At 54.9% G+C, this 22,340-nt stretch carries 15 protein-coding genes and 2 tRNA genes; 15 read left to right on the top strand and 2 right to left on the bottom strand.

Annotated elements, in window-relative coordinates:
- Nucleotides 1-14 precede the first annotated feature (14 nt).
- Both AC2FLU_RS18945 and AC2FLU_RS18940 read left to right on the top strand, forming a co-directional pair.
- Entirely contained in the window at nucleotides 15-1,130 is a 1,116-nt protein-coding gene (locus AC2FLU_RS18945) for a THUMP domain-containing class I SAM-dependent RNA methyltransferase (protein ID WP_480554908.1), read from the top strand.
- 118 nt (nucleotides 1,131-1,248) lie between these two features.
- Nucleotides 1,249-1,325, top strand: a tRNA-Pro gene (locus tag AC2FLU_RS18940).
- A 359-nt stretch (nucleotides 1,326-1,684) separates the two neighbouring features.
- Here AC2FLU_RS18940 and AC2FLU_RS18935 read toward each other — a convergent pair.
- A tRNA-Leu gene (locus tag AC2FLU_RS18935) sits at nucleotides 1,685-1,769 on the bottom strand.
- 768 nt (nucleotides 1,770-2,537) lie between these two features.
- Between AC2FLU_RS18935 and AC2FLU_RS18930 the strand changes: the two genes are divergently transcribed.
- From AC2FLU_RS18930 to AC2FLU_RS18870, 13 genes are all read left to right on the top strand, one after another.
- A complete protein-coding gene (locus tag AC2FLU_RS18930; protein WP_480494206.1) occupies nucleotides 2,538-3,029 on the top strand; it encodes a hypothetical protein in 492 nt (163 codons plus the stop codon).
- A gap of 2 nt (nucleotides 3,030-3,031) precedes the next feature.
- Nucleotides 3,032-5,044: a dynamin family protein gene (locus tag AC2FLU_RS18925; RefSeq protein WP_480519860.1), complete on the top strand. Its 2,013-nt coding sequence runs from the start codon at nucleotides 3,032-3,034 to the stop codon at nucleotides 5,042-5,044.
- 8 nt (nucleotides 5,045-5,052) lie between these two features.
- Nucleotides 5,053-6,795 (top strand): dynamin family protein, encoded by a 1,743-nt coding sequence (locus AC2FLU_RS18920; RefSeq protein WP_480477138.1) that lies wholly within the window; start codon nucleotides 5,053-5,055, stop codon nucleotides 6,793-6,795.
- 45 nt (nucleotides 6,796-6,840) lie between these two features.
- Nucleotides 6,841-7,242: a hypothetical protein gene (locus tag AC2FLU_RS18915; RefSeq protein ID WP_496716070.1), complete on the top strand. Its 402-nt coding sequence runs from the start codon at nucleotides 6,841-6,843 to the stop codon at nucleotides 7,240-7,242.
- A gap of 23 nt (nucleotides 7,243-7,265) precedes the next feature.
- The gene (locus AC2FLU_RS18910; RefSeq protein WP_480554905.1) at nucleotides 7,266-8,132 is read left to right on the top strand and encodes a hypothetical protein; all 867 of its coding nucleotides are present in this window, start codon (nucleotides 7,266-7,268) and stop codon (nucleotides 8,130-8,132) included.
- Nucleotides 8,133-8,201: 69 nt separating this feature from the next.
- Entirely contained in the window at nucleotides 8,202-10,244 is a 2,043-nt protein-coding gene (locus AC2FLU_RS18905) for a dynamin family protein (RefSeq protein ID WP_480554904.1), read from the top strand.
- Complete coding sequence (locus tag AC2FLU_RS18900) at nucleotides 10,241-11,527, top strand: dynamin family protein (RefSeq protein ID WP_496716066.1); 1,287 nt, start codon at nucleotides 10,241-10,243, stop codon at nucleotides 11,525-11,527. Before AC2FLU_RS18905 ends, AC2FLU_RS18900 begins: the two co-directional genes overlap by 4 nt.
- 331 nt (nucleotides 11,528-11,858) lie before the next feature.
- Nucleotides 11,859-14,030 carry a serine/threonine-protein kinase gene (locus AC2FLU_RS18895; protein ID WP_480554901.1) on the top strand — a complete coding sequence of 724 codons (2,172 nt, stop codon included), beginning with the start codon at nucleotides 11,859-11,861 and terminating at the stop codon, nucleotides 14,028-14,030.
- A gap of 201 nt (nucleotides 14,031-14,231) precedes the next feature.
- Complete coding sequence (locus AC2FLU_RS18890) at nucleotides 14,232-15,248, top strand: FHA domain-containing protein (protein ID WP_480554900.1); 1,017 nt, start codon at nucleotides 14,232-14,234, stop codon at nucleotides 15,246-15,248.
- A gap of 3 nt (nucleotides 15,249-15,251) precedes the next feature.
- Nucleotides 15,252-16,034 (top strand): PP2C family protein-serine/threonine phosphatase, encoded by a 783-nt coding sequence (locus AC2FLU_RS18885; RefSeq protein ID WP_480477124.1) that lies wholly within the window; start codon nucleotides 15,252-15,254, stop codon nucleotides 16,032-16,034.
- A gap of 21 nt (nucleotides 16,035-16,055) precedes the next feature.
- Complete coding sequence (locus AC2FLU_RS18880) at nucleotides 16,056-17,318, top strand: type 2 periplasmic-binding domain-containing protein (protein WP_480477122.1); 1,263 nt, start codon at nucleotides 16,056-16,058, stop codon at nucleotides 17,316-17,318.
- A gap of 43 nt (nucleotides 17,319-17,361) precedes the next feature.
- On the top strand, nucleotides 17,362-18,468 hold the full coding sequence (locus AC2FLU_RS18875; RefSeq protein ID WP_480494212.1) for a peptidoglycan-binding protein LysM: 1,107 nt from the start codon (nucleotides 17,362-17,364) through the stop codon (nucleotides 18,466-18,468).
- Nucleotides 18,469-18,629: 161 nt separating this feature from the next.
- Nucleotides 18,630-19,694 carry a glycosyltransferase family 2 protein gene (locus AC2FLU_RS18870; protein WP_480896688.1) on the top strand — a complete coding sequence of 355 codons (1,065 nt, stop codon included), beginning with the start codon at nucleotides 18,630-18,632 and terminating at the stop codon, nucleotides 19,692-19,694.
- A gap of 390 nt (nucleotides 19,695-20,084) precedes the next feature.
- Here the strand turns inward: AC2FLU_RS18870 and AC2FLU_RS18865 are convergent, their stop codons facing one another.
- On the bottom strand, nucleotides 20,085-22,298 hold the full coding sequence (locus AC2FLU_RS18865; protein ID WP_496716248.1) for an NADP-dependent isocitrate dehydrogenase: 2,214 nt from the start codon (nucleotides 22,296-22,298) through the stop codon (nucleotides 20,085-20,087).
- Nucleotides 22,299-22,340: the final 42 nt, after the last annotated feature.

Raw genomic sequence — 22,340 nt, 5'->3', positions numbered from 1 at the left:
TGTAAGCAACCGGAATGGAAAAAGACACAGACTTCGAAATCTTTCTTGTAGCCACTCCGGGTCTTGAAGCCCCCCTCGGTGCCGAGGCGCAATCCAACGGATTCGCTCAGGTCAAAACGATGCCTGGGGGTGTCACCTGCCGTGGCTCATGGACCGAGGTCTGGCGCGCCAACCTGACCTTGCGCGGCGCAAATAAGGTCCTGGTGCGTCTGGGCAGTTTTCCAGCCGTGCATCTGGCCCAATTGGACAAACGCGCGCGCAAATTTCCGTGGGGCGAGTTCCTGCGGCCCAATGTTCCGGTCAAAGTCGAGGCCACCAGCCGCAAATCCAGAATTTATCACGCCGGTGCTGCGCGGCAGAGAATTGAGCATGCGATATCAGAAACTCTGGGTGTTCCGATATCTTCCGACGCCGAAATCAGGATCTTGCTGAGAATCGAAAAAGACATCTGCACCATATCGGTCGACAGTTCGGGAGAGCTTTTGCACAAGCGCGGCCACAAAGAGGCAATTGCCAAAGCGCCAATGCGCGAAACGATGGCAGCCATGTTTCTACGAGACTGCGGGTTTAGCGGCACTGAACCGGTGTTGGACCCGATGTGCGGCTCGGGTACTTTCGTGATCGAAGCCGCCGAGATTGCCCTAGGGCTGCACCCCGGTCGGACCCGCAGCTTTGCGTTCGAAAATCTGGCGGGCTTCGACCCTGACCGCTGGCAAGACAAGCGCAGCGAGTCAAACGTCGCTGAATGTTCTCTTACATTCTGCGGCTCAGACCGCAACGCCGGAGCAATCGAAGCCGCGACAGCCAATGCAGAGAGAGCGCAGGTAAACGCCAATACTCGATTTCAACAGCTTTCCGTCAGTGACATCAAACCCCCTGCGGGACCCGCCGGGCTGGTCATTGTGAACCCTCCCTACGGGGCGCGAATTGGAGATGAAAAGCGTCTGCGCTCTGTCTACGGCGTCTTGGGTAAGTCTCTGATGACCCGGTTTCGCGGATGGCGTGTCGGGGTGGTCACCAGCGCCCCGGCCCTGGCTCGGGCGACCCGTCTGCCTTTTCTGGCACCCGGTCCGGTGGTAGACCACGGAGGCACCAAGATCCGTCTGTACAAAACGAATCCGCTGCCATGAGAGTCGCGTGGCCTGCCTAGCCCATCCGATACCGGTAAAAAGACGGAAGATTCAGAAGACCGCTTCTCAAAATCCTCTTGCGCATCGGAAAAGCCCCGTATAGATCACCCGCCACGGTCGGAGTGTAGCTCAGCCTGGTAGAGCACTGTCTTCGGGAGGCAGGGGCCGGAGGTTCGAATCCTCTCACTCCGACCAGTAAAACAAGGCGCCCGAGGGCGCCTTTTTTAGCAGATCGACCGCAACAATATCCGCAACGCTTCGTCTGCTGGATGTGCTTAGCTCTGTCGCAATCTACATCCAAAATATGCGGCAGCAGCAACTCGTATCTTCCAGTCTTGATCTCTGCGATATTCTTAACCTCTTCTGGACATATTGACCGATAAGGAAAGCCCGATTCACCAGTGGAAAAGATGCACACCTTTGAGGGCGCCAGAGGTGCGCGATTGGATCGAAGACAGGGAACCCAGCAGCGATTAAACATGGGGGCCAACTGGAGGTTAAAGCCTAATAGAGTTTATAAATACTTATATTTTCAGAACTTTAGTTGATCAAAATGGTGCGGGTGGAGGGACTTGAACCCCCACGCCTTGCGGCGCCAGAACCTAAATCTGGTGCGTCTACCAATTTCGCCACACCCGCAACTCAGCGCCGCAGCGCTGGAATGAAGCGGTCAATAACAAAGCTTGCTTCCGAGCGCGAGAGGTAAAATACACGTATCGCCAAGTTTGTAGATCCTCTGATGAGATATTGAGCAACCACAGTACCTCATGAAAATGTATAGCCCTAAGAGACTTGTCAGTGGAAAACTGATGGGAACATCAGTGGCCGTGAAACCCGATATCCTGAGAGACAAAGACCACGCAATTTTGGAAGAGCTGTTCATTCCTGCCGAAGTTTAGATTTCGGCCAAGTTAGCCTGCGAAATATCTCGTTTACGTTGACCAAAGGCCAAAAAGACAAGCTGACAGCCTGTTGCCAGATCACCAATAGCGAATATAGAAATCATCCTTCACTGCCCTCACATGCACATAGTTGAATCCTTGGGACGAAGCGCGGGATTACCCACCCCAACACCCCAGGAAACGCATCTGCGACCCTTTCCAACTCAGAGAGAGACTTCAGGTTTCTGAAATAACAAGAATGGCTTACTCGGCTGTGGTGCCCTTCACGGCCACACAGATTATCGAATGACCTGTACCGTCAAGTGCAAGCAATTGTGTTCCGCCGGTCCCCGCTCGGTTTCACACTGTAGGTGCCGAGTGGCGCTTGCGTCATAGGCATTCCCGCGCAGGTTGAGGCATTCTCAAGAGCGCTCCACCACAAAGCTGCCACATTTCAAACGCCAAAAAATCTTATTCACGTCAAAATAAGACCGCCTTGAAGGGTCTTGTTGTTTAGCAGGAGTTAATGAGTCTTTTTTGCCACTTTGGCGCCGGTACGAGTTTCCTGCTCAACTCCAGTACAAGGTTTACTGCTGTGACCGATCTGAATTCCTCCGCTACTGCCGAGCAAGAGGCTGTCTTCTTTGCTCGTGAAAGCTTTCTTGGCGAACTCAAGATCCTGAACCGGGACCATCCGAACACGGGCTTTGGGATTTCGCTCCGAACTCATTCCGGCGACCACTACCTGCTGGCCAATGCGCGTATGCCATTGCCCGCGGTCAAATCCGAAGGTTTCCCGACCGGACGCCGCGTTGCGTGCCTTGAAAACGGCGATCGCTTCAGCTCGATCGAGGTGCTGGCTGATGCCAAGGCTTACGAAACCATCAGCCCGCGCGCCGAGGCTGACATTTTGGGCAACGCTTTGGACCTGATCGCACGTATCGACACCCTGACAGGAATTCCAACGGGCCGTCCTTCGCTTGAACCCCGCATCGCTGCTACGGGAACCGGAGGTTAAGCATGGCGCGCAATGATCACCTGTTGTCTGTAGGCAACGAAGCTCTGGCGCCGATGACTTCGGCAATGTCATCACTGACGGCGCAGATTGATCAATTGACTGAGGTGGCTGATGCGCGCTCCTCGGCACGTCTGGCAACACTCAAGACCCGGATGGAAAACTTCACCGCCAGCATCACCATGGTCGGTCAGGTAAAAGCGGGCAAATCATCGATTGTAAACATTCTCGCAGGGCGCCCATCTTTGCTTCCGTCGGATGTGAACCCGTGGACGTCGGTCGTCACAACCCTGAACATCAACACGCGCCCGCCGGGCGATACCAAGGCCAAGTTCACCTTCTTTGAGCAGGAAGAATGGGACAACCTGATGGTCGGGGGTGGCCGGTTGGGCGAGTTGGCCAACCGTGCCGGTGCAGATGACGAGATGGAGGACATTCGCCGTCAGATTGGCGAGATGAAAGCAAAGTCCGAAGAGCGTCTTGGAAAGCACTTTGACCTGATACTTGGCCAAAGCCACCAATACGACCACTTCGATGAAGAACTGATCCAAAGATATGTGTGCCTGGGCGATGAGGACGACCCGGATATCAATCCAAAAACCGGCCGGTTTGCAGATGTGACCAAGTCGGCCGAGTTGTACATGGATATCCCTCAGTACCCGATTGCGCTGAAACTCTGTGATACGCCGGGTGTCAACGATACCTTCATGGTGCGTGAACAGATTACCCTGCGCAGCCTGCGCGGGTCCGAGGTCTGTGTTGTGGTGCTTGCCGCAAGCCAAGCCCTGACCACCATGGACATGGCCTTGATGCGGATCATCGCCCAATTTGAGAACCGTCAGATCGTCTTGTTTGTGAACCGGATTGACGAGTTGTCAGACCCGGTTAACCAGGTCCCCGAAATCCGCGACCGGATTCTGGACACTCTGAAACAGAACAACATCGACGCAAAGACTAGTGTCGTGTTCGGCAGTGCCTTGTGGGCTGAGGCAGCGCTGACCGGGAACCCCGAGATTCTGAACGAGGAATCCCGCGAAGCACTCAATACTTTTTATCTCGCTGCTGGATTCGGTGATCAGGCACCCTCGCTTGACAAAATCTGGGCATTGTCCGGATTGCCTGACCTGCTGCTGGCGATAAACGAGCGTATTGCAGAAGGTGCCGGAGCGCGACTGATAGACCGGGTTCGCCATCGCGCCCGCAACATTGCCAGCCAGATTCGTGCCACCGCCGTGGCAAAGACTCTGTCAGAGGGTGAAGGCGTCGCGCGTGATCTTGATGGTGTTTCGCCGGAAGATGCGATTGCGAAGGTTTCTGCGGAATATGAAAAGAAAGCGGCCGAACTGACCAACGCATTACGCGACAAAGTACTGGAGCGCCTGAACTCGGCCGAGGCAAGTTTTGTGAAGCGCGCAACAGATTCCCTGATCGCGCATCTTGAGATGAATGGCGAGCAAGGCACCTGGCAATACGACCCGGCTGGCTTGAGGACGCTGCAAAAAGCTGCCTATTTCAGTTTTGCCCGCGCAATGCGTAAGGATGCCGGGGCGCTCTACTCAACTGCGGCTGCAGATGTCGAAGCGCTGTATCACAAAATTCTTGGCAACCATCTGGGCGAGTTCAGCATCGAAGCACCTATCGTGCCGCGTGTTCCACCACCATTGGGGATTGGCCGGACGATTGCCCTGGACTTGCAAAGTACCTGGTGGCGACGCTGGTGGCAAAAGCGCAAAGGCTTTGAGGCATACGCTGCCGATTACACACGCCTGATCGCGTCCGAGGCAAATTCGATCACCAAGGATATCGAGGAAAACCAGATAGCGGCAGTGTTGGAAAACGTCCGCGCTATTCTGGCGGACTTCATGCGGGAACAGAAGGAAACGCTGCTGAGCATCTCATCATCAGCGGACAAAAACTCCGGCCAGGCCTCGGCAGCGATGGCGGGCCTGCAACCTCAGAAATCGCGAGACGAAATTCTGGGTGACATCCTGAAAGACCTAAGCAACGAAGCGGCATAAGTAGAAAAATGGCAAAAGATTCACAAACACGCTTTGTTTCACCGAAAGCATGGGAACGTATCGAGCAGTGGTCCCGTCGCAAACCGGTTTTCGCTTTGATGGGTGAATTCAGCGCTGGCAAGTCCACACTGATGAACTTTTTACTGCGAACGCAAACCTTGCCGACGCAGGTTACCGCGACCCAGTTACCACCGGTCTGGTTTAGCTGGGGCAGTGAAACACCATACATCAAGCGGCATGACGGAAGCATCGAACCCATCGAACTGGATCAGCTTGAGACTGTTGGCGTCAACGACGCGCAGTTCGTTCGTATCTTCCTTGAGGCGGATATTCTGGAAGCCGTCGATCTGATTGACACCCCCGGAATTTCGGACCCCAAGATCTCGACAGATGTCTGGCAGCGGGCAGTTGGACAGGCAAACGGGGTCATTTGGTGCACCCACGCGACCCAAGCCTGGCGCGAAACCGAACGCGCGACATGGGTTTCGCTGCCGGACCGCTTGCAACACAACTCGCTGCTGTTGGTGACGCGGGCCGACGCACTAAACCTTAAGGATCGTCAAAAGGTTCTGCGCCGCGTCAATCGCGAAGCCGGACACCTCTTCAACCGGTCCATTCTGTTTTCCGCCCGCGATGCGATCAATGCCCGTGACAAGACGGGCGACGCCGAAATGTGGTCGCGCAGTGGTGGCGGCAAGATGATCGACAGTTTTCTGGAAATCACAGAACAGATCATGGACAATCGCGCCGATCAGCTGGCACGGTATCAGATCGACAAAAGCCAGTCCGGCGCATTCAGGGTTCAACCGCTGCGCCCTGCCCGCAAACCAGACGACCGAGAGGCACTGGCGGACGTCACCGAAGCTACTCCTCTGCGGCTGGTCAATCCTTTGGAAAACGAACAGCGACCTGGAGCCGACGATCATAATGTCGTAACAAGTTTCCCCATCCGGCCAGCCCGTGTAGAGCGACGCCTTGACGAAGGCGAACGGGTTCGGATCAACCCGGAAGACGCTGAACGGCTGCGGGCTGAAATGGTATCAGACCCCGAGCAGATGCTCGATGAAACCGATACCAGCGACGAGTTGCGTGCCTTCTTCAAGGATACTGCGAACGATCCGCTTGAATTGAAGAATGTCGCCGGTCTGGAAGAAGACGTGGATGAGTTCGACCTGTCCGGTGAATTCGACGATGCTGATGATGCGGACGATCTGCTGGATGAAGCTCCAGATGCTGAAACGGGCGACAAGTCCGTTGATGACGTGCTGACCTCCTTAAACACGACGTTGCGGGAAGCCTCGGTCGAAGCGGATGAAATTGAAGTTTTCACGCCGGAAGTTGAATCGCGTGATGATCGGGGTATCGAAGTCTCGGTATCCTCCATTGCGGCGCTGATGGCGGCTCAGCCAGAGAACAACGCCGAGGATTACGAACCTGAGCCTGAGACAAACGGTTTGATAGAAGTCGTGGCCTCAGTCGAGGAAGAAGCCCGCAATATCAGTCACGAACCGCGCATTAATCTTCCGGAATCCGCAATCGAGTCGCCCCTTAGCGCGTCGGATATGTGGCGGGAAATCACAAACAACGAAGAGCTGCCAAAGGACGCAGACGGGCTTCAGAACGTATTCAAGGCCTTTCTTGCCGAATTTGACCAGATCGCAGTTGAATATAGTGCGAAACATTCCAAACACGCCCTGCAAGCCATTCCAAAGTCAAAAGAAAACAGCAGTGCAGAGTGGCATGTTTTGTAAGGATGCCTTAATCAAGGCGCTGAGAAAAGGACGATAAAGAGTTAAATGTCCATTCAGGATGCATTGAACACCGCGATTGAAACAATACCCGACTGCATCGCAGCCGGGTATATCGACATGGAGACCGGCATGCTTTTGGGCAGCAGTGTCTCTGATTCCGATTGCGCTGAATCGCTGGACACTTTGGCAATCGCAGTGGCCAATCTGTTTCAGGGGCGTGGTGTCGCTGCATTTGAAGCGCTCTTGCACGAGGCCGGAAACACTGATGAGGAAAACGCCGGGTTCGGGGAAATCGCGGTGTTTTCAAAAGACCGATTGAACATCTTTTTGCGGACCCAGGAATATCCTGATCATGTGGTCTGCTATATCTGCCGCAACAGCGCGAATGTGGGACTGGCACTCACGAAATCGCATCTCAGCCTCAAGCCGGTTGCGGCCGCAGTCTGAACGGGACCAGAGGGGGTCACGGTATGATGGACACAGACATTCTCGACATGCTCGAAGATATCGGGCGGTCTTCGGTTGCGCGCCTGTCTCCGACGGTGATTGTCCCCGGTGAAACTGCAACAGCCCGTCGCGCGGCTGTACTGCGTTTCATTCGCGGAACAATATTACCCCGGCGACTGGAGCTGACCGCGGCAAACGGAAGCTGCCTGAAGATCGAAGTGAACAGCTCCCGGATCACGGATGTGTTTCAAGTACCGTCCGGGCAGATTCCTGATTTCGAATCAGAAACACGTACCGCGCTGGTCGATAAACTGGCCCAACTGGTTTCTGACATTTCAGCCGCCCCTGCCCCACTGGAACTGATGTCTGGAAAGCCAGCCTCGACGCTGGAGGCTGATGATGTTGGTATCACCTTGAGTGAGATCGAGAATGCCTGCGCCGGAATTGAGCTTTCCTCTGAGCCCATCGTGTCTGTCGTTCCCGATGTTGAAAAATCTTCAGACAACAGCCCTGCCCCGGTAGCAGAGTCGGGCAACTCCTTGGCACAACAGTTTTTTGACGGGGCTGCACGCTTTGCCACAGGTCGTGTCCTTGTGGATAGTATGGAAAACACTGCGCTGGCTTTCGAAGGAACCTGCAAACCTTCCGAGGGAATGCACCTCAATCAAGAGATTTTGACACGTTTTGTTTCGGATCTTGCTGGTTGGAACAACGACACCCGGGACGAATTCGAAGGCCCACATCTGATCGTCATACGGCCATCGGGTGGTAAGGGTGCGGGCATGGCAGTTCTGAGCGATAACGAGCAGATTGCTGTGGCCATCCACGATGCCCGCAAACTTGGTGCGGTCATTAATCTGTGGACATCTTTGGGGGAGGTTGAGGAATGACTACCCCTAAAGCATTCAAATTTTCGACTAATTCAATGCGTTGTTTTTTTGTAGTCAGGGTAAAGAGTAATGAGTGAAACACATCGTCGCGAGCTTATTCGCATCGCAGAAGACATGAACGGGACGAGCAATGACGAAACACGTCAGTTCATATCGCGCATAATTGGTGATCTGGGGAAACTGAAACCGTCAGTTGCCTTTGTAGGACAAATCAAAGCAGGAAAGTCGCGCTTGATCAACGGCTTCACCGGTCAGGCAGAATACCTGCCGTCGGACGTGAACCCCTGGACGACCGTGATCACCGACATGCATTTCGGGCACCCGAACGGTCGAACCGAAGGAGCCGAGTTCCATTTCTTCGACAACTATCAGTGGCAATCACTGATCGCCGAAGGCGAAGAGTTGCGCAACATGTTCCCGGATGACGAGGACAGCTACAAGCGCGAGATGATCGAAGAGCAGGTCGAAGCCATGAAGACCCGGGCGCGTCGGCGACTGGGGGACAGTTATGAACAGCTGTTGGGTCAACATCACGATCTGGATCAACTGACATCCGATGATCTGGCGCGTTACGTGTGCGCTGGGGACGACCCCGCAGAAGATGGGACAGTTGACCCCGGCAGTGATCGCGGACTTTACAGCGACATCACGCGCAAGGCCGAGGTCTATTTTGACATCGGACATTTCCCATTCCCTCTGACAGTCACCGATACGCCCGGAGTAAATGACCCCCTGCTTATCCGTGAGGAGATTTCCCGCCAGTATCTCAAAGAATCCGATTTCTTTGTGGTGGTTCTTTCAGCGCATCAGGCGTTGTCGCGTGCGGACCTGAAACTGTTCCGGCTGATGCAGGCACTGGAACTTGGACAGATCGTTGTCTTCATCAACCGTGTCGATGAATTGGGCGGCGGGGCCGAAGATGCGGCAAAGGTGCGTCTGGATGTTGTAGACGGGCTGGAAAAAGCTTTGGGTACTTCGAATATCGATGTCCTGATGGGCAGCGCACAATGGGCGCATTATGCGCTGACCGGCGATGAAACCGGTGTGAATCACGATCATATTCTGGCGTGGTTGCGGGCGCACCCGGAACAGATGCAACAATACCTGAACGGTGTGGCAGAGATCAAACAAGGACCGGGGCCCATCAGCCGTGAGGCTGTCTTGCGGTTTGCCGCTATGATCGCGTCAGGCTTGCCCGACTTACGACGCCATGTCACTCAGGCGTTGACGGAGGGGCCGATAAACGAACAGTTGCGGATGGCGTGGCAGCATCTCGACAGCTTCGCGCGTGGCGAACTGGAGCGATCCCAGGTACATCTTCGTGCTCTGCAAGATGAAGGCAGCGCGGGTGCGCACAGCGCTGAGGACAGCGACAAGACGCTGGGCGATCTGCGCAAACTGATTGCGGACAAAACGCAGGACATTGTCAGGGACATGGACGACGTTCTGTCAAACCTGCGTGGAGTCATGGATGACACGGTGTCCGAGTCTGTCTTTGTTGTGGTGCGCGGGCCTGAAGGACAATCCCCATTGCTTGCCAAGGGCGGCGCGACCGAGTTGAATTTCTCACCACTGCGCGAACACATGCGCGAGCTGGTGCAAGGCGCGTCGCAAGTGGTTCGCCAACGCATGCTAAGCGAACTTTACGCGATCGACATGCAATGCAACGCCGCTTTGCGGGCACTGCCGGGGTGGCAGGAGCCGGTAGACAATCGCATGAACACAAGTGCGGTACGTTGGTTCCGCCCGGACACCACTGCGCTAACCCGTGGCATTACGGTTGAGCTGCGTGTAAACTGGTTGTCGCGTCTGATATCACGCAACAGCGTTGTGACGCGGGCCGAGCGCATGATCGTGCAGGAATTCGAGTTGATTGGCGATGACCTGATCGACACAACACGCGAAAATCTGCTGGACCGGTTGAAAACCGTCCTGGATCATTACTTGGCTCTTTTGGCAGGCCATCTTGAGCACCGTTCCGGGGCGGGTGAGTTGAATGCTCAGGCGAAAGCACAAGCTGCGTTCGAACGGGCGCGCCGTATTACCGACGAGTTGGAAAGTGTCTTTGGAACAAACAACGTGGACGAACGACAGGCAGAGGCTGCGGAATGATTGAGTTTCCCGGAACCGAACAGGAAGTGCGGCAGCTGGAGCGCTTTCTGACAGCGACAGAAAAATTGTCGTCGGACCCGAAATTGGAGGATATGCGCACGCGGGCCCTCGCCCACGCCGAGCGCCTGTCCAACGCGGTCAACATCGGTTTCGCCGGGGAGTTCGGAGCAGGCAAGTCAAGCCTTGCGAACATGCTGGCAGGGGCGGATATCCTTCCAACCGGGCCGCAGCATCTGAAGCTGCCACTTGTCATCGTTGCCTACGCGGATACGCCCGAGACGACTGTCGGCTGGTGGAACAGGGAACCCAAGACATACTCTGGCATCGCGCTGGAAAAGGCCGCTGCGGATGAGCCGGATTTTATTTCGGTTGGATTGAACACACCTGCTCTCAAAGAGATATCGCTGTTCGATCTTCCCGGCTCTGGCGCATTGGATGATACATACAAACAGACACTGGACCTGCTGAAATTCGTCGACTGTGCCATCTGGTGCACCAATGGCACAAGCGCATGGCGCGAAACCGAACGGCATTTGTGGGCGCAGGTGCCGCCCGAGCTAAGAGCCAACAGCCTGCTGGCGGTCACACATGCTGATCTGCCCCCGGTGCAGGCCGCTCTGGATCGGGTACTGGCCCGATTGAACAAAGAGAAAGAGGGACTGTTTCGCGCTGTGGTCCCAATTGGCACGCCCGTCGCGGTGCGCGCCATGGCTCAAGAGCCGGAACCAGATTTCGATCTTTGGGAAAACTGTGGTGGCCAGGAACTCGCGGAAAAGGTCCTTGATGCGGCGTCTGACCGGCGGCGCAGTGACCTTGGCGCTGCCCGGAAGGATCTGAAGCACGAGTTTCTGCCATTCCTGGAAACATTGAAAGGGCCAGAGCCGGAACCGACCGTCAACGATGCTGCGTCAATGCAGTCAACGCTGGGGTCTGCCCTTCCGCCACTGAACAACCCCATTCTTGAAGACTGGCTGGCAGCTATTGCCAGCATTTATGAAGATCTGCGTGACACCGCTGCCATCGAACCCGCGGCCTTTTTGCAAAGCTGCCAGGAAATCGTCGAAGATTTCGCGGAACGGTTGGACCAAGGTGGCGAAATCGATCCGGATGCTGACTGGGTTCCGGCCGAGTTTGAAAAAGCGACTGACTTGTTATTGTTGCTTCAGTTTGAAAGCGGCGATGCGCCTTTGAAAGACGCAATCAACATACTTGTGCAGCTTGGTGATAACCTTGCCTGGGCTGGCAGTACCGTTGCCGCAGCACAATCCAAAACCGGGACCTAGCACTTTCCATCAGGATTGAAGCGATTCGAAGGGCCGAAGAATCGGCCCTTTATTGTTTCGAATTCGTAGACCAACAGACCTGTTTGGGGTCATCAGTTTTCGTTTTCCCCACCCCTTTAGCCAATATGTAGTATTTGCATGTAGTAGACATACTATATATGCCATATTCAAAAAAACGATCCTTAGTGAAGCCATCAGGCGGCCCCATTAAAGTCAAATTTGAAACGTCTAACCGTTCTTAAGTGTCCTGCGGTTGTTTTTTGGTTGTGAGTTCGTGGGCTGCCGGCCCTGTTAAATAAAGCCGCAAAATGAGTAGAACGGGCGGATTGAAATGAGCCACAACCAGGCTGTCGGTGCAACGCACGACGAACCAAAGATTGAAGGACTGCAACCGGGCGCAAAGCTGTTGCGCGGTCAGTACGAGATTATCCGGTATCTCAGCAATGGCGGATTTGGGATCACCTATCTTGCGCGCGACAGCCTTGAGCGCGATGTCGTGATCAAGGAATGCTTCCCCGGTGCATTGTGCCGTCGCAACGGGGACCAGGTTGAGCCGAACGACCCGTCTTACAAAGACGATCTGCGCGCCATTATCGACCTGTTTATTCAGGAAGCCCGCAATCATGCACGTCTGGTGCACCCGAATATTGTCGACGTGCATCAAGTGTTCGAAGACAACGATACCGCCTATATCGCGATGGATCTGATCCGCGGTTGCGACCTGCTGGACTATGTTGAAAATCCGGAAAACGTCGGCGGCCCTGACTTTATAGTACAGGTAACGGAAAAGATGCTGTCCGCGGTGTCGTTCATCCACCAAAGCGGGATGCTGCACCGTGACATTTCTCCCGACAACATCCTGATTGACGAGAACGGAAACCCGGTTCTGATCGATTTCGGTGCCGCGCGTGAGCAAGCCGCAAACAAGTCGGCCGCATTGTTGACCCTACGCGTCATAAAAGACGGGTATTCGCCGCATGAGTTTTACGTCCGTGGTGCTGAACAAGGGCCCAGCAGTGACCTCTATGTTTTGGCTGCAACCCTTTACCATGCGATCAGTGGCGAACGCCCGGTCGACGGTCAAAGCCGCCTGAATGCGTTCAACAACGGGCAGGACGACCCTTATGCACCCTTGGCGGGCCGCTTTGACGGATACCCCGATGGATTCCTCGAAGCAATCGACAAGGCAATGGAAGTGCACGCAACGGACCGTTTGCAGACAGCCTTGGATTGGCTGCGCATGTTCCGCGGACCTGGCGTGATGTTCGATACATTCGCCTATCGCCCGGTTTCTGTGATTGTCGGCATGGATCGCATGGACAAGGAAGAAGAAAAGGCGCGGATCAAGGCCGAAAGCGAAAATGCCGAAGCGGTTGTGACGGCTCTGCTCGCCGGGAACTCGGACATTGTTCGCGAAAACGAAAAAAAGAATGAACCCGAGATGGCAAAGATTTCTGCAAAAGCGGAAACACCGGTCGCAGTTGATACCGTGGTTCAGAGCGGATCCGGTGGCAGCGGCAAGATGATCGCTGGTGCAGCAGTGCTTGTGGCAGCGTTGGCTGCAGGCGGTTTCTTCGTGATGTCCGGCGACAAAGGTGAAGAACAAGCTGAGGTTACGGCGACGCTACCTGAAGCAACCACACAAACTGCCGAAGCAGAACCGCCCGCGGTGGAAGAACCCGTGGCGGAAACACCTGAACCCGAAGTCGCGGTCGCTTCAGAGCAACAACCTGAACCAGAAGAGCCTGTCGAGCAGGCGCAAGTTGAACCTGCGGAACCAACCGCCACAGAAATAGCGTCCGAATCTACCGAGACGGCCGGTGTTCAGGAGCAGCCTGCAGAACAAGAGATTGCGGTGGCTGTTGCCGAACCAGATGCTGACGTTGCTTCCGGCACTCCAGCCGAACAACAGGTATCTTTTCACCATTGGGATGTTGAAATCCCCTTCCAGACGTCCCGCCGCCGCACCGCAACAGGTGCAACTATTGCGGTTACCGGTGTGGACGCCAATCAGGACATGAGCGTTATCGGCGAATGGGTGGAAACCGGAGTTGTGATCTTTACTCTGAACGGCAACCCGGTTCGTCAGGACATCTCTTTCGCAGCGCAAGTCCTGGACAAGCTGAGCGTCGACCCAGATGGCTTTACACGGGTTGCAGCCCGCTACCGGCCGCTTGGAAAGACCCGCGCGCAGAATGGCCTGCTGGCATTGCCTGTGCTGCGCTCGGTAGGATTGGAGAACGGTTACTCGTTCACAGTCAGCAACTCGGGAAGTGAAGGGTGGCAAACAAAAGTGAGCTCGGTTCCGGCCGAGGCGACGGGTAGCCTGCGAAAAGGCGATGTTCTGTTGAGCGAAAGCCAGACCGGCATGACATTGGATGAGTCCGAAAGCATTGATGGCATGCTGGCTGCGCTGGTTTCCGACAGTCAGCCAGAGGCAAAGCTGACCGTGTTGCGCAACGGTGCTGAAGTAGCTGCGACCATGCAGCTAGCGCAGGAGTGATCTGACCGGTTCATTTTTGATCTGCCAGTGTGTGTTTACTGAGGGCGGCGTTCAGTTTGCCGCCCGGCGGGAACCGGCCCGCCGCAGAGAGTACCAGTTTCCATGTTTTCAATTGAGTGTCTCTGCGTTGTTCCACGCAGGGTTAGGTAGCAGCCCCATGGCACAAAAGGTCCGTGCCAACAATTCGAAGGTGTCGACACCATGTTCAAATACAAAAGCCCTCTGAGCCGGCTTCTCGAAGGTGCCGGCAAATCCAAAGAAGATGATGTAGCTGAAAATGCTCATGCAGCAGACAGCGCTGTGCCTGAAACGGTAAAGCAGGAGCCTATCGCGGACTTCAACGCGCTGCGCGCCGCACTGGCCGGTGGAAACATGACGTCTGACTCTTACGAAGAAACAGACGAGCTTATCCCTGAAGAGAAGATGCCGGAATTCGACGAAGTTGCGGCTGAAAACGCGGAAGAACCGGTTGAAGTGTCCATCTTCGTTGAAGATGCAATTGACGAGGACGACCAAGATACCAAGAACTTGATGGCCGACCCCGACGATGACGAAATCTCGGACGATCATATCATCACTTTGCATGTAGCCGACGAACCTGCCGAAACACCGGATGAAGATACGCTGCCTCTGGATGTAGTGGAAATGAGCGCGCCGGAAGCGGTGGAAGCTGAGGTTGCAGCCCCATCCGTGCAAGAACCGGCTTTGGAAGAAGAGGTTGCCGTACAGACTCAACCCACGCCTGCCGCCCCGGCCGAAGACCGTCGCTCGCGGGTCAAAACAACGTTCCTTGGGTTTGAGCGTGCGGACACGCATGTTCAGGAATTGATTGAAACATCAGAACCCGTCTCAAAAACCGAAGCCGCTCAGGAAACATTCCCGGTTGGTTGGCTGGTGGTGACGGCAGGTCCCGGACGGGGCGCCAGCATCACCCTGACCGAAGGCTTGATGCAAATCGGTCGAAACGATGACCAGGCGATCCAACTGGATTTCGGCGACACGGGTATTTCACGTTCGAACCACGCCGTTATTGCTTATGACCCCGAAGATCGAAAATGCTATCTGGGGCATGGCGGAAAAGCCAACCTTGTTCGCCTGAATGGTAAACCCGTTCTAAGCACAATCGCGCTCTCCAGCGGTGATCTGATCCGCATCAGTGAAACCTCAATCCGATTTATGGCCTTCTGCGATGAAGGTTTTGATTGGCGGGATTCCTGATAGATGCTGGCGACTCCGGCATATGATGTTGCACTGATCCTGAACCAGGGTCAGCGGGAAACGCAGGAAGACGCGATTGCTGCGCGCATGTTCGATGCATCGGACGCGGGCTATATTGCGATCGCTGACGGTATGGGTGGCCACGAGGCGGGCGAAGTGGCTTCAGAAATGGTGATTACCGCCTGGCGGAACGCGCTGGATAGCGAGCTAGAAGCCGATACCTTAAACGAAGGAGCCGCAATTGACGCGCTGCCGTTGGCAGCCATGCAAGCCAATGCAGCGATATCCGACCATAACGAGGCACAGGGCCAGGGTTTCAACATGGGCTCCACCTTGTTGGGTGTCCTCTTTCTGGGTCAGCGTGTGTTCAGGATATCGATCGGAGACAGCCCCCTTTACCTGTTCCGCGAAGGCAGGTTGACACAGGTGAACGAAGACCACTCGATGGCCCCCGTGATCGACGCAAAACTGGCCGCGGGTGAGCTTTCGGAAGCTGAAGCACGGGGATTGGACAGAAACCAACTGACGTCGGTGATCATGGGGGGTGCCATTCCAAAAGTGGATTGCCCAGAAGACCCACTGATCGTGTCACCCGCTGATATTCTGATCCTTGGCAGTGACGGGCTTCAGTATCTCAGCGACGCTGAGATTCAGGAAATTCTGCGTGAACACCAGCAAGATCTGGCACAGGAAATCGCCGAAGCCTTGCAACTGGCTGTCCAGGCCAAGGACGATCCCGATCAAGACAATCTGTCGATCGCAGTCGCGAAACTTACCAGAAAATAACCAGGCAAAGCAACAGGACCCATGAGAAAACACCTTATCATATCAAGCCTTGCCCTAGCCGCCGCCACCGGCGCGGCGTCAGCGCAAGAGGCATGTTCAAGCTACGAGATTCAGCGCGGCGACAGCCTGCGGGAATTGGCAATCCGAGTTTACGCGACCGAAGATTTTCGGCCAATCTACGATGCGAACCGGGATGTTATCGGCACAAACCCCAATATCATTCGTATTGGTGACGTTTTAAATCTGCCATGTCTGGAAGATGTCGGGCGCGCACCTGAGCTGCCAGACACGGAAGCCGGACGCCTGGCAGCGGAAATGGCCTCGGAACTGGTAAAAGCTGCCGAAGAACGCGCGGAAAAAGCCGTGGCCGAAGCGGAAGCGCGCGTTGCAGCGGCAGAAGCTGAGGCAAAGAAGGCGAGTGAAGATGCGGTCGTGGCTGCACGTGCCGCAGCAAAAGAAGAGATTGAGGCAGCCCGCTCGGAAGCCGCCGCACTGATCAGAAATGCTAACGCTGAAACGCGCCCTGAAATTCGTGATCGTCAGTTGCTGTTGATCACCGGCGGCAATTACGCTCCGTTTACAGACGAAGCGCTGCCCAACCGGGGGCTTTATACGCAACTGGTTGAGACAGCGATGCTGCGGGCCGCGCCAGAACAAGCGTATAAAATTCAGTTCGTGAACGATTGGTCGTCGCATCTGGATCTGTTGATGCCAACACTTGCTTTTGATGGCACTTTCCCCTGGTCGCGCCCAAATTGCGAAGATGCAGAAGCGCTGTCCGAAAGCGACCGCAACCGGTGTGAGACCTACAATTTCTCGAACCCGTTCTACGAGGTCGTGGATACATTCTTTGCTCGCGACGGATCGGGGTACGAACAAACGTTGACATATGCAGACTTTGCCGGAACAACGATCTGCCGCCCGGAAGGCTGGTCGCTGTCTCATATGGACGCGGTGAGCCTTTACGAACCCGTCATCAAGTTGCTGCGGCCCACGTCGCCCGACGACTGCTTTCACGCTGTGATGAACGGAACCGCCGATATCGTGGCAATCGAGGCGCATCTGGCCGAGGAAGCCATCGCGCGGCTTGGCTATAAACACCGGATTATCGAAAACCCCAACCTGGCGGCGATCAAGTCGCTTAATGTCATGACCCATAAAGATAATCCTGATGGGGAAGCGATCTTGGAGACGCTGAATCAGGGTCTGGCAATCATGCAGCAGTCTGGCGAATGGCGCGACATCGTTTCGACCGCCCTGCGCCATCAAATGGAAAATGGATAAGGCCATGTTTGGCCTGACAAACAAAAGTCTGGAGGAAGTGGAAATGTTTAACGAGAAGATTAAGAAACTAGTGCTGTCGGCAACCGCCATCACAGCTCTGAGCGCGGGTGCTGCCGCTGCACAGGAAGCGTGTACAAACTATACAGTGCAAGACGGCGACACGTTGGCAACCATCGCCATCGCCGCCTATGGCACCTCGAACTACCAGCCGATCTTCAACGCGAACAGGAACGCTATCACAAACCCAGGGTCTCTTAATCCTGGGCTGGTGCTGGCCCTACCCTGTGAAGACGGCAGCCTGCCGAACGGCCAAAGCGCGCAGGAAATCATCGCTGCTGAAGAAAAGCGCGCAGCCAGCGTCAAGCGCTCGAATGTCTATGCGCCGCCGATCAAGATGGTGGCGGGTAACGGATGGGAACCGTTCACAACCGAATCTCTGAACGGCGGGGGCATCATGACCCGCCTGGCAACGACCAGCCTTCAGCGGGCCGGAAACAGCCGTGAGTATTCAGTCAGCTTTGTCGACGACTGGAGTTCGCATCTGGATACACTGTTGCCGCTTGGTGCCTTCGATATTTCAATTGCATGGACCGTTCCGGATTGTACCAATCGTACATACGAATGGTCCCCGGAAACCGAAGCTCGCTGCACTCAATTCGTAGCTTCCGTCCCGGTTTACGATATCGTCGGTGGCTTCTTCACACTGCCGGAAAGCGAATACGCAAGCGCGACCAGCTTCAAGGACCTAGAAGGTTCGACTATTTGCCGTATGGCAGGCTGGAGCATGGTTGTTCTGGAAGAACAGGGACTGAACCGCGAGAACACGACTGTGGTTCAACCGAGCTCGGCCCGTGATTGCCTTGACGCTGTATTGACCGGAACCGCAGATGTTGCGGCATTCGAAGTTGATCTGTTCGCATCGACAATGAAAGACATGGGTTTGACTTCGGCTGACATCGTTGAGAACCCCTATGTGTCTACACTGTCGTCGATGAGCTTCCTTGCGCATCGCACCAACCCGTTCGCGCGCGAATACATCGCGATGATGAACAAGGGTCTGATCGAAATGCGTCAATCCGGTGAATGGTACGCGATCATCTCGGATACGCTGCGTGAGCAAAACGCAAAGTTGAACGCGGCTTCGAACTGATCCCTTGGTTCAGCTGAAACTTTGGGGCCGGTACTTGAACCGGCCCATTTTTTTTGAATTATCAGGGCGTTTCAATCGGATGCCAAAATTCGGCCATTTATCTGCTTCAGAAATGCCTCATGCGCGCAGCATCTTGGGAATGAAGTGCAATTTTCCTTCAAATGACACACCCGAGCGAGCTTGAGTTACGTATGATACAGGCTGCCTTGAAATTAAGAAACGGATCTCTGACACGGGCGTCATTGCCGGGGCTGGAGGTTGCTGTTATCTTACCGTGTTACAATGAGGCGATTGCCATTGGTGAAACTGTCAAGCAGTTCCGCGCCGCCCTGCCGGAGGCGGTAATCTACGTATTCGACAACAATTCCACGGACGGCTCAGCCAGAATGGCGCAAGACGCTGGCGCGCTGGTCTATTCTGAAACATATCAGGGTAAAGGCAACGTTGTCCGTAGGATGTTTGCTGACGTAGATGCGGATGTCTACGTTATGGCAGACGGGGATGCGACCTACGACAGTATGGCAGCACCTGACATGATTAATCTGCTGGTCTCGCAAAACCTTGATATGGTTAATGGCGCGCGTGTTAACGAGGACATTCAAGCCTATCGTAGGGGTCATAAGTTTGGAAACGCCTTGTTCAGCGGACTGGTGAAATTCTTCTTTAACAGCAAAATCAACGACCTGCTGTCCGGTTATCGTGTTTTCAGCAGACGCTTTGTCAAAAGCTTTCCAGCGGTTTCCAACGGTTTCGAAATTGAAACTGAACTTACAGTGCACGCGATGCAGATGCGTATGCCGATTGGAGAAGTAGAGACAAAATATGTCTCACGGCTTCCGGATTCGAACTCCAAACTGGCCACATATTCAGATGGGTGGCGAATTCTCAAAATGATTGGCCTTTTGATCAAAGACGAAAAGCCAATCGCGTTCTTCCTGTCTTTGGCATTGTTGATATTCTTACCTTCGCTGTTCGTGTTCGTATCGGTTTTCCGCGAGTTTTTGGAAACTGGCTTAGTTGACCGAATTCCGTCCTTGGTTGTCGCGGTATCCGGTTTTGTCGGAACCATGCTGTCAATCGTGTGCGCGCTGATCCTGGAATCTCTGGCACTTGCCCGGCGTGAGGCGCGTCGCCTGTCTTATCTGCGACACAAAGGTGTTGCAGCGTACGGAACGAAAAGAACACAGACGCCGATTGCCAACCCAGAACCCCGGCGCGTTGGCTAAGACCCAGTCTCCAGTATTTTTGTGAGCACTCGATATAGTGTTCGTGTTCAACCATGGTTGAACTGCTTGGCTGCCCAGCAAATTCTGAGAACCAAAATGAAATGACCAGCACCCCAAATGCTGGTCATTCTCTGAGTGAGTGATAAGGCCCTGAGGCATCACCAGTGAAATTCTGTGTTATCCAAGGTTTAAAACAGTCAGAGCTGCCGTGCTATTAGGGGAATCCCGTAAGTACAAACAAATTCATTATAAAGCATTGTAAATGCATAATACTTTTCTCAGCCCACTTTCCGTGACAGTGTCGACGATACAAAAAAGGGACCGCACAACTGTGCCGGTCCCTTTCCGTGTTTTGAACAGGCAAAGGATCACCTGTTTTGCCGTTAGCGATTAGCCGATGATTGCGTTCAACGTTGTGCTGGGCCGCATAACCGCTGCCGTTTTGGCCGGATCGGTGTGATAGTAACCGCCCAAATCCGCAGCTTGACCTTGCGCTGCGGCCAACTCCGACAGGATTTGCCCTTCGTTGACGGCCAGATCCTTGGCCAGCGATGCAAACTCGGCAGCCAGTTCCGTATCTTCGGACTGGGCGGCCAAAGCCTCAGCCCAGTAGCGTGCAAACCAATAGTGGCTGTCGCGATTGTCCGGCTGATCAACTTTGCGGCTGGGTGAGCGGTTGTTGTCCAGAATACCCTGCGTCGCCGCTTCGGCCGCTGCACCCAGAATGCCCGCTTTTTCGTTGCCTTTGCTATCGGCAAGGAAGTTCAGAGATTCACCCAATGCACAGAACTCACCCATCGAATCCCAGCGCAGATGGTTTTCCTCGACCAACTGCTGCACGTGTTTGGGCGCCGAACCACCAGCTCCAGTTTCGAACAAACCGCCACCGTTCATCAGTTTGACGATGGAGAGCATCTTGGCCGAGGTACCCAGTTCCAGGATTGGAAACAGGTCAGTCAGATAATCCCGCAGCACGTTGCCGGTGATGGCAATCGAGTCATTACCTGCTGTGATCGTCTCCAACGACTGACGAGTCGCTTCGCGTGGGGCCATGATCAGGAACTTGTCGGCCACGCCAGCGGCCTCAAGCGCCGGTTTGACATATTTGATAAGCTCTGCGTCATGGGCCCGGTTTGCGTCCAACCAGAAAATCGCCTCGGAACCGGTCAGACGCTGACGGTCCATGGCCAACTGAATCCAGTTCTCAATTGGCGCCTTTTTGACGGTGCAGGCGCGCCAGATATCGCCGGCCTCGACACCGTGGCTGTGCAACGTTTCACCATTGGGCAGAACGATGCGGATTGTACCATCCGCCGGTGCCTCGAAAGTTGTCGGGTGCGAACCGTATTCCTCGGCTTTCTGAGCCATCAGGCCCACGTTCGCCACGGCTCCGGCAGTGGACGGGTTCAACGCGCCATTGGCTTTGAAGAACTTAATGGCCTCATCATAGACGGTCGCGTAGCAGCGATCAGGGATCACACAGTTGGTGTCACCTTTGGCACCCGTCTCATCCCAGCCCTTACCCCCGGCGCGGATCACTGCAGGCATTGAGGCATCAATGATTACATCCGATGGGACATGCAGGTTCGTGATTCCGCGGTCCGAATCCACCATATACATGGACGGGCGGTCCGCCTTGATCGCGTCGATGGCCGTCATGATGTCGGCGTGACCCTGTACGCGCTCCAGCAATGCACCCAGGCCTGAATTTGGGTTCACACCCAACGCATCCAGTTCCGCGCTGAATTTTTCAAACACGGGGGCCAGCCACGCTTTGACCGCATAGCCAAAGATGATCGGGTCTGAAACCTTCATCATCGTGGCTTTCATATGCAGCGAGAACATGGTCCCGTCTTTCTTGGTGTCCTCAATGGCATCTGCAAGGAACGTAGACAGTGCCTTGACCGACATGAAAGTCGCGTCGGCGATGGTCCCTTCTTCCAGCGACCAGCCGTCTTTCAGAACGGTGACGTCACCATCCTTGCCTTCAAATTCGATTGTCGCATCGCCTGCTTGTGCTGCGGTGATGGTGGCCGAAATCTCGTTTGCATAGAAATCATTGGCCGGCATGGACGACACTTTGGTCTTGCTGTCCGACGCCCATTCGCCCATCGAATGCGGGTTGTTCTGGGCATAGTTTTTCACGGCACGCGCCGCACGGCGGTCACTGTTCCCTTCGCGCAGAACCGGGTTAACAGCGGAACCTTTGATCGCGTCATAACGAGCGCGGATCGTCTTTTCCTCATCCGTTGCAGGCTCTGCCGGGTAAGTCGGAATGTCGTAACCCTGCGATTGCAGTTCTTCGATGGCCGCAACCAACTGTGGAACCGAGGCAGAGATATTCGGCAGCTTGATGACATTGGCATCAGGTGTCTTCACCAGCTCGCCCAAATCAGCCAGATCGTCGCTTACCCGCTGATCGTCAGTAAGGTTCTCGGGGAATGCTGCCAGAATGCGTCCCGCAAGGGAAATATCTTTGGTGCCAACGCGAACGCCCGCAGCAGATGCGAACTTGCGGATGATGGGCAGGAACGAGGCGCTGGCCAGTTCTGGCGCTTCGTCTACAATGGTATACAATATGTCGAAGTTCGATTTATCTGCCATATTCTTTTACCTTTTTTAAGCCTTTCGGGGCGTGCTATCCAA

It is taken from the genome of Ruegeria sp. SAZD013, assembly GCF_059612525.1.
This window is presented reverse-complemented; position numbering and strand designations above follow the sequence as displayed.

Excerpts from the sequence above, each read along its gene's own strand:
- AC2FLU_RS18945 (WP_480554908.1), top strand. The coding sequence starts at position 15 with ATGGAAAAAGACACAGACTTCGAAATCTTTCTTGTAGCCACTCCGGGT.
- AC2FLU_RS18930 (WP_480494206.1), top strand. The coding sequence starts at position 2,538 with ATGAGTCTTTTTTGCCACTTTGGCGCCGGTACGAGTTTCCTGCTCAAC.
- AC2FLU_RS18925 (WP_480519860.1), top strand. The coding sequence starts at position 3,032 with ATGGCGCGCAATGATCACCTGTTGTCTGTAGGCAACGAAGCTCTGGCG.
- AC2FLU_RS18920 (WP_480477138.1), top strand. The coding sequence starts at position 5,053 with ATGGCAAAAGATTCACAAACACGCTTTGTTTCACCGAAAGCATGGGAA.
- AC2FLU_RS18915 (WP_496716070.1), top strand. The coding sequence starts at position 6,841 with ATGTCCATTCAGGATGCATTGAACACCGCGATTGAAACAATACCCGAC.
- AC2FLU_RS18910 (WP_480554905.1), top strand. The coding sequence starts at position 7,266 with ATGATGGACACAGACATTCTCGACATGCTCGAAGATATCGGGCGGTCT.
- AC2FLU_RS18905 (WP_480554904.1), top strand. The coding sequence starts at position 8,202 with ATGAGTGAAACACATCGTCGCGAGCTTATTCGCATCGCAGAAGACATG.
- AC2FLU_RS18900 (WP_496716066.1), top strand. The coding sequence starts at position 10,241 with ATGATTGAGTTTCCCGGAACCGAACAGGAAGTGCGGCAGCTGGAGCGC.
- AC2FLU_RS18895 (WP_480554901.1), top strand. The coding sequence starts at position 11,859 with ATGAGCCACAACCAGGCTGTCGGTGCAACGCACGACGAACCAAAGATT.
- AC2FLU_RS18890 (WP_480554900.1), top strand. The coding sequence starts at position 14,232 with ATGTTCAAATACAAAAGCCCTCTGAGCCGGCTTCTCGAAGGTGCCGGC.
- AC2FLU_RS18885 (WP_480477124.1), top strand. The coding sequence starts at position 15,252 with ATGCTGGCGACTCCGGCATATGATGTTGCACTGATCCTGAACCAGGGT.
- AC2FLU_RS18880 (WP_480477122.1), top strand. The coding sequence starts at position 16,056 with ATGAGAAAACACCTTATCATATCAAGCCTTGCCCTAGCCGCCGCCACC.
- AC2FLU_RS18875 (WP_480494212.1), top strand. The coding sequence starts at position 17,362 with ATGTTTAACGAGAAGATTAAGAAACTAGTGCTGTCGGCAACCGCCATC.
- AC2FLU_RS18870 (WP_480896688.1), top strand. The coding sequence starts at position 18,630 with ATGACACACCCGAGCGAGCTTGAGTTACGTATGATACAGGCTGCCTTG.
- AC2FLU_RS18865 (WP_496716248.1), bottom strand. The coding sequence starts at position 22,298 with ATGGCAGATAAATCGAACTTCGACATATTGTATACCATTGTAGACGAA.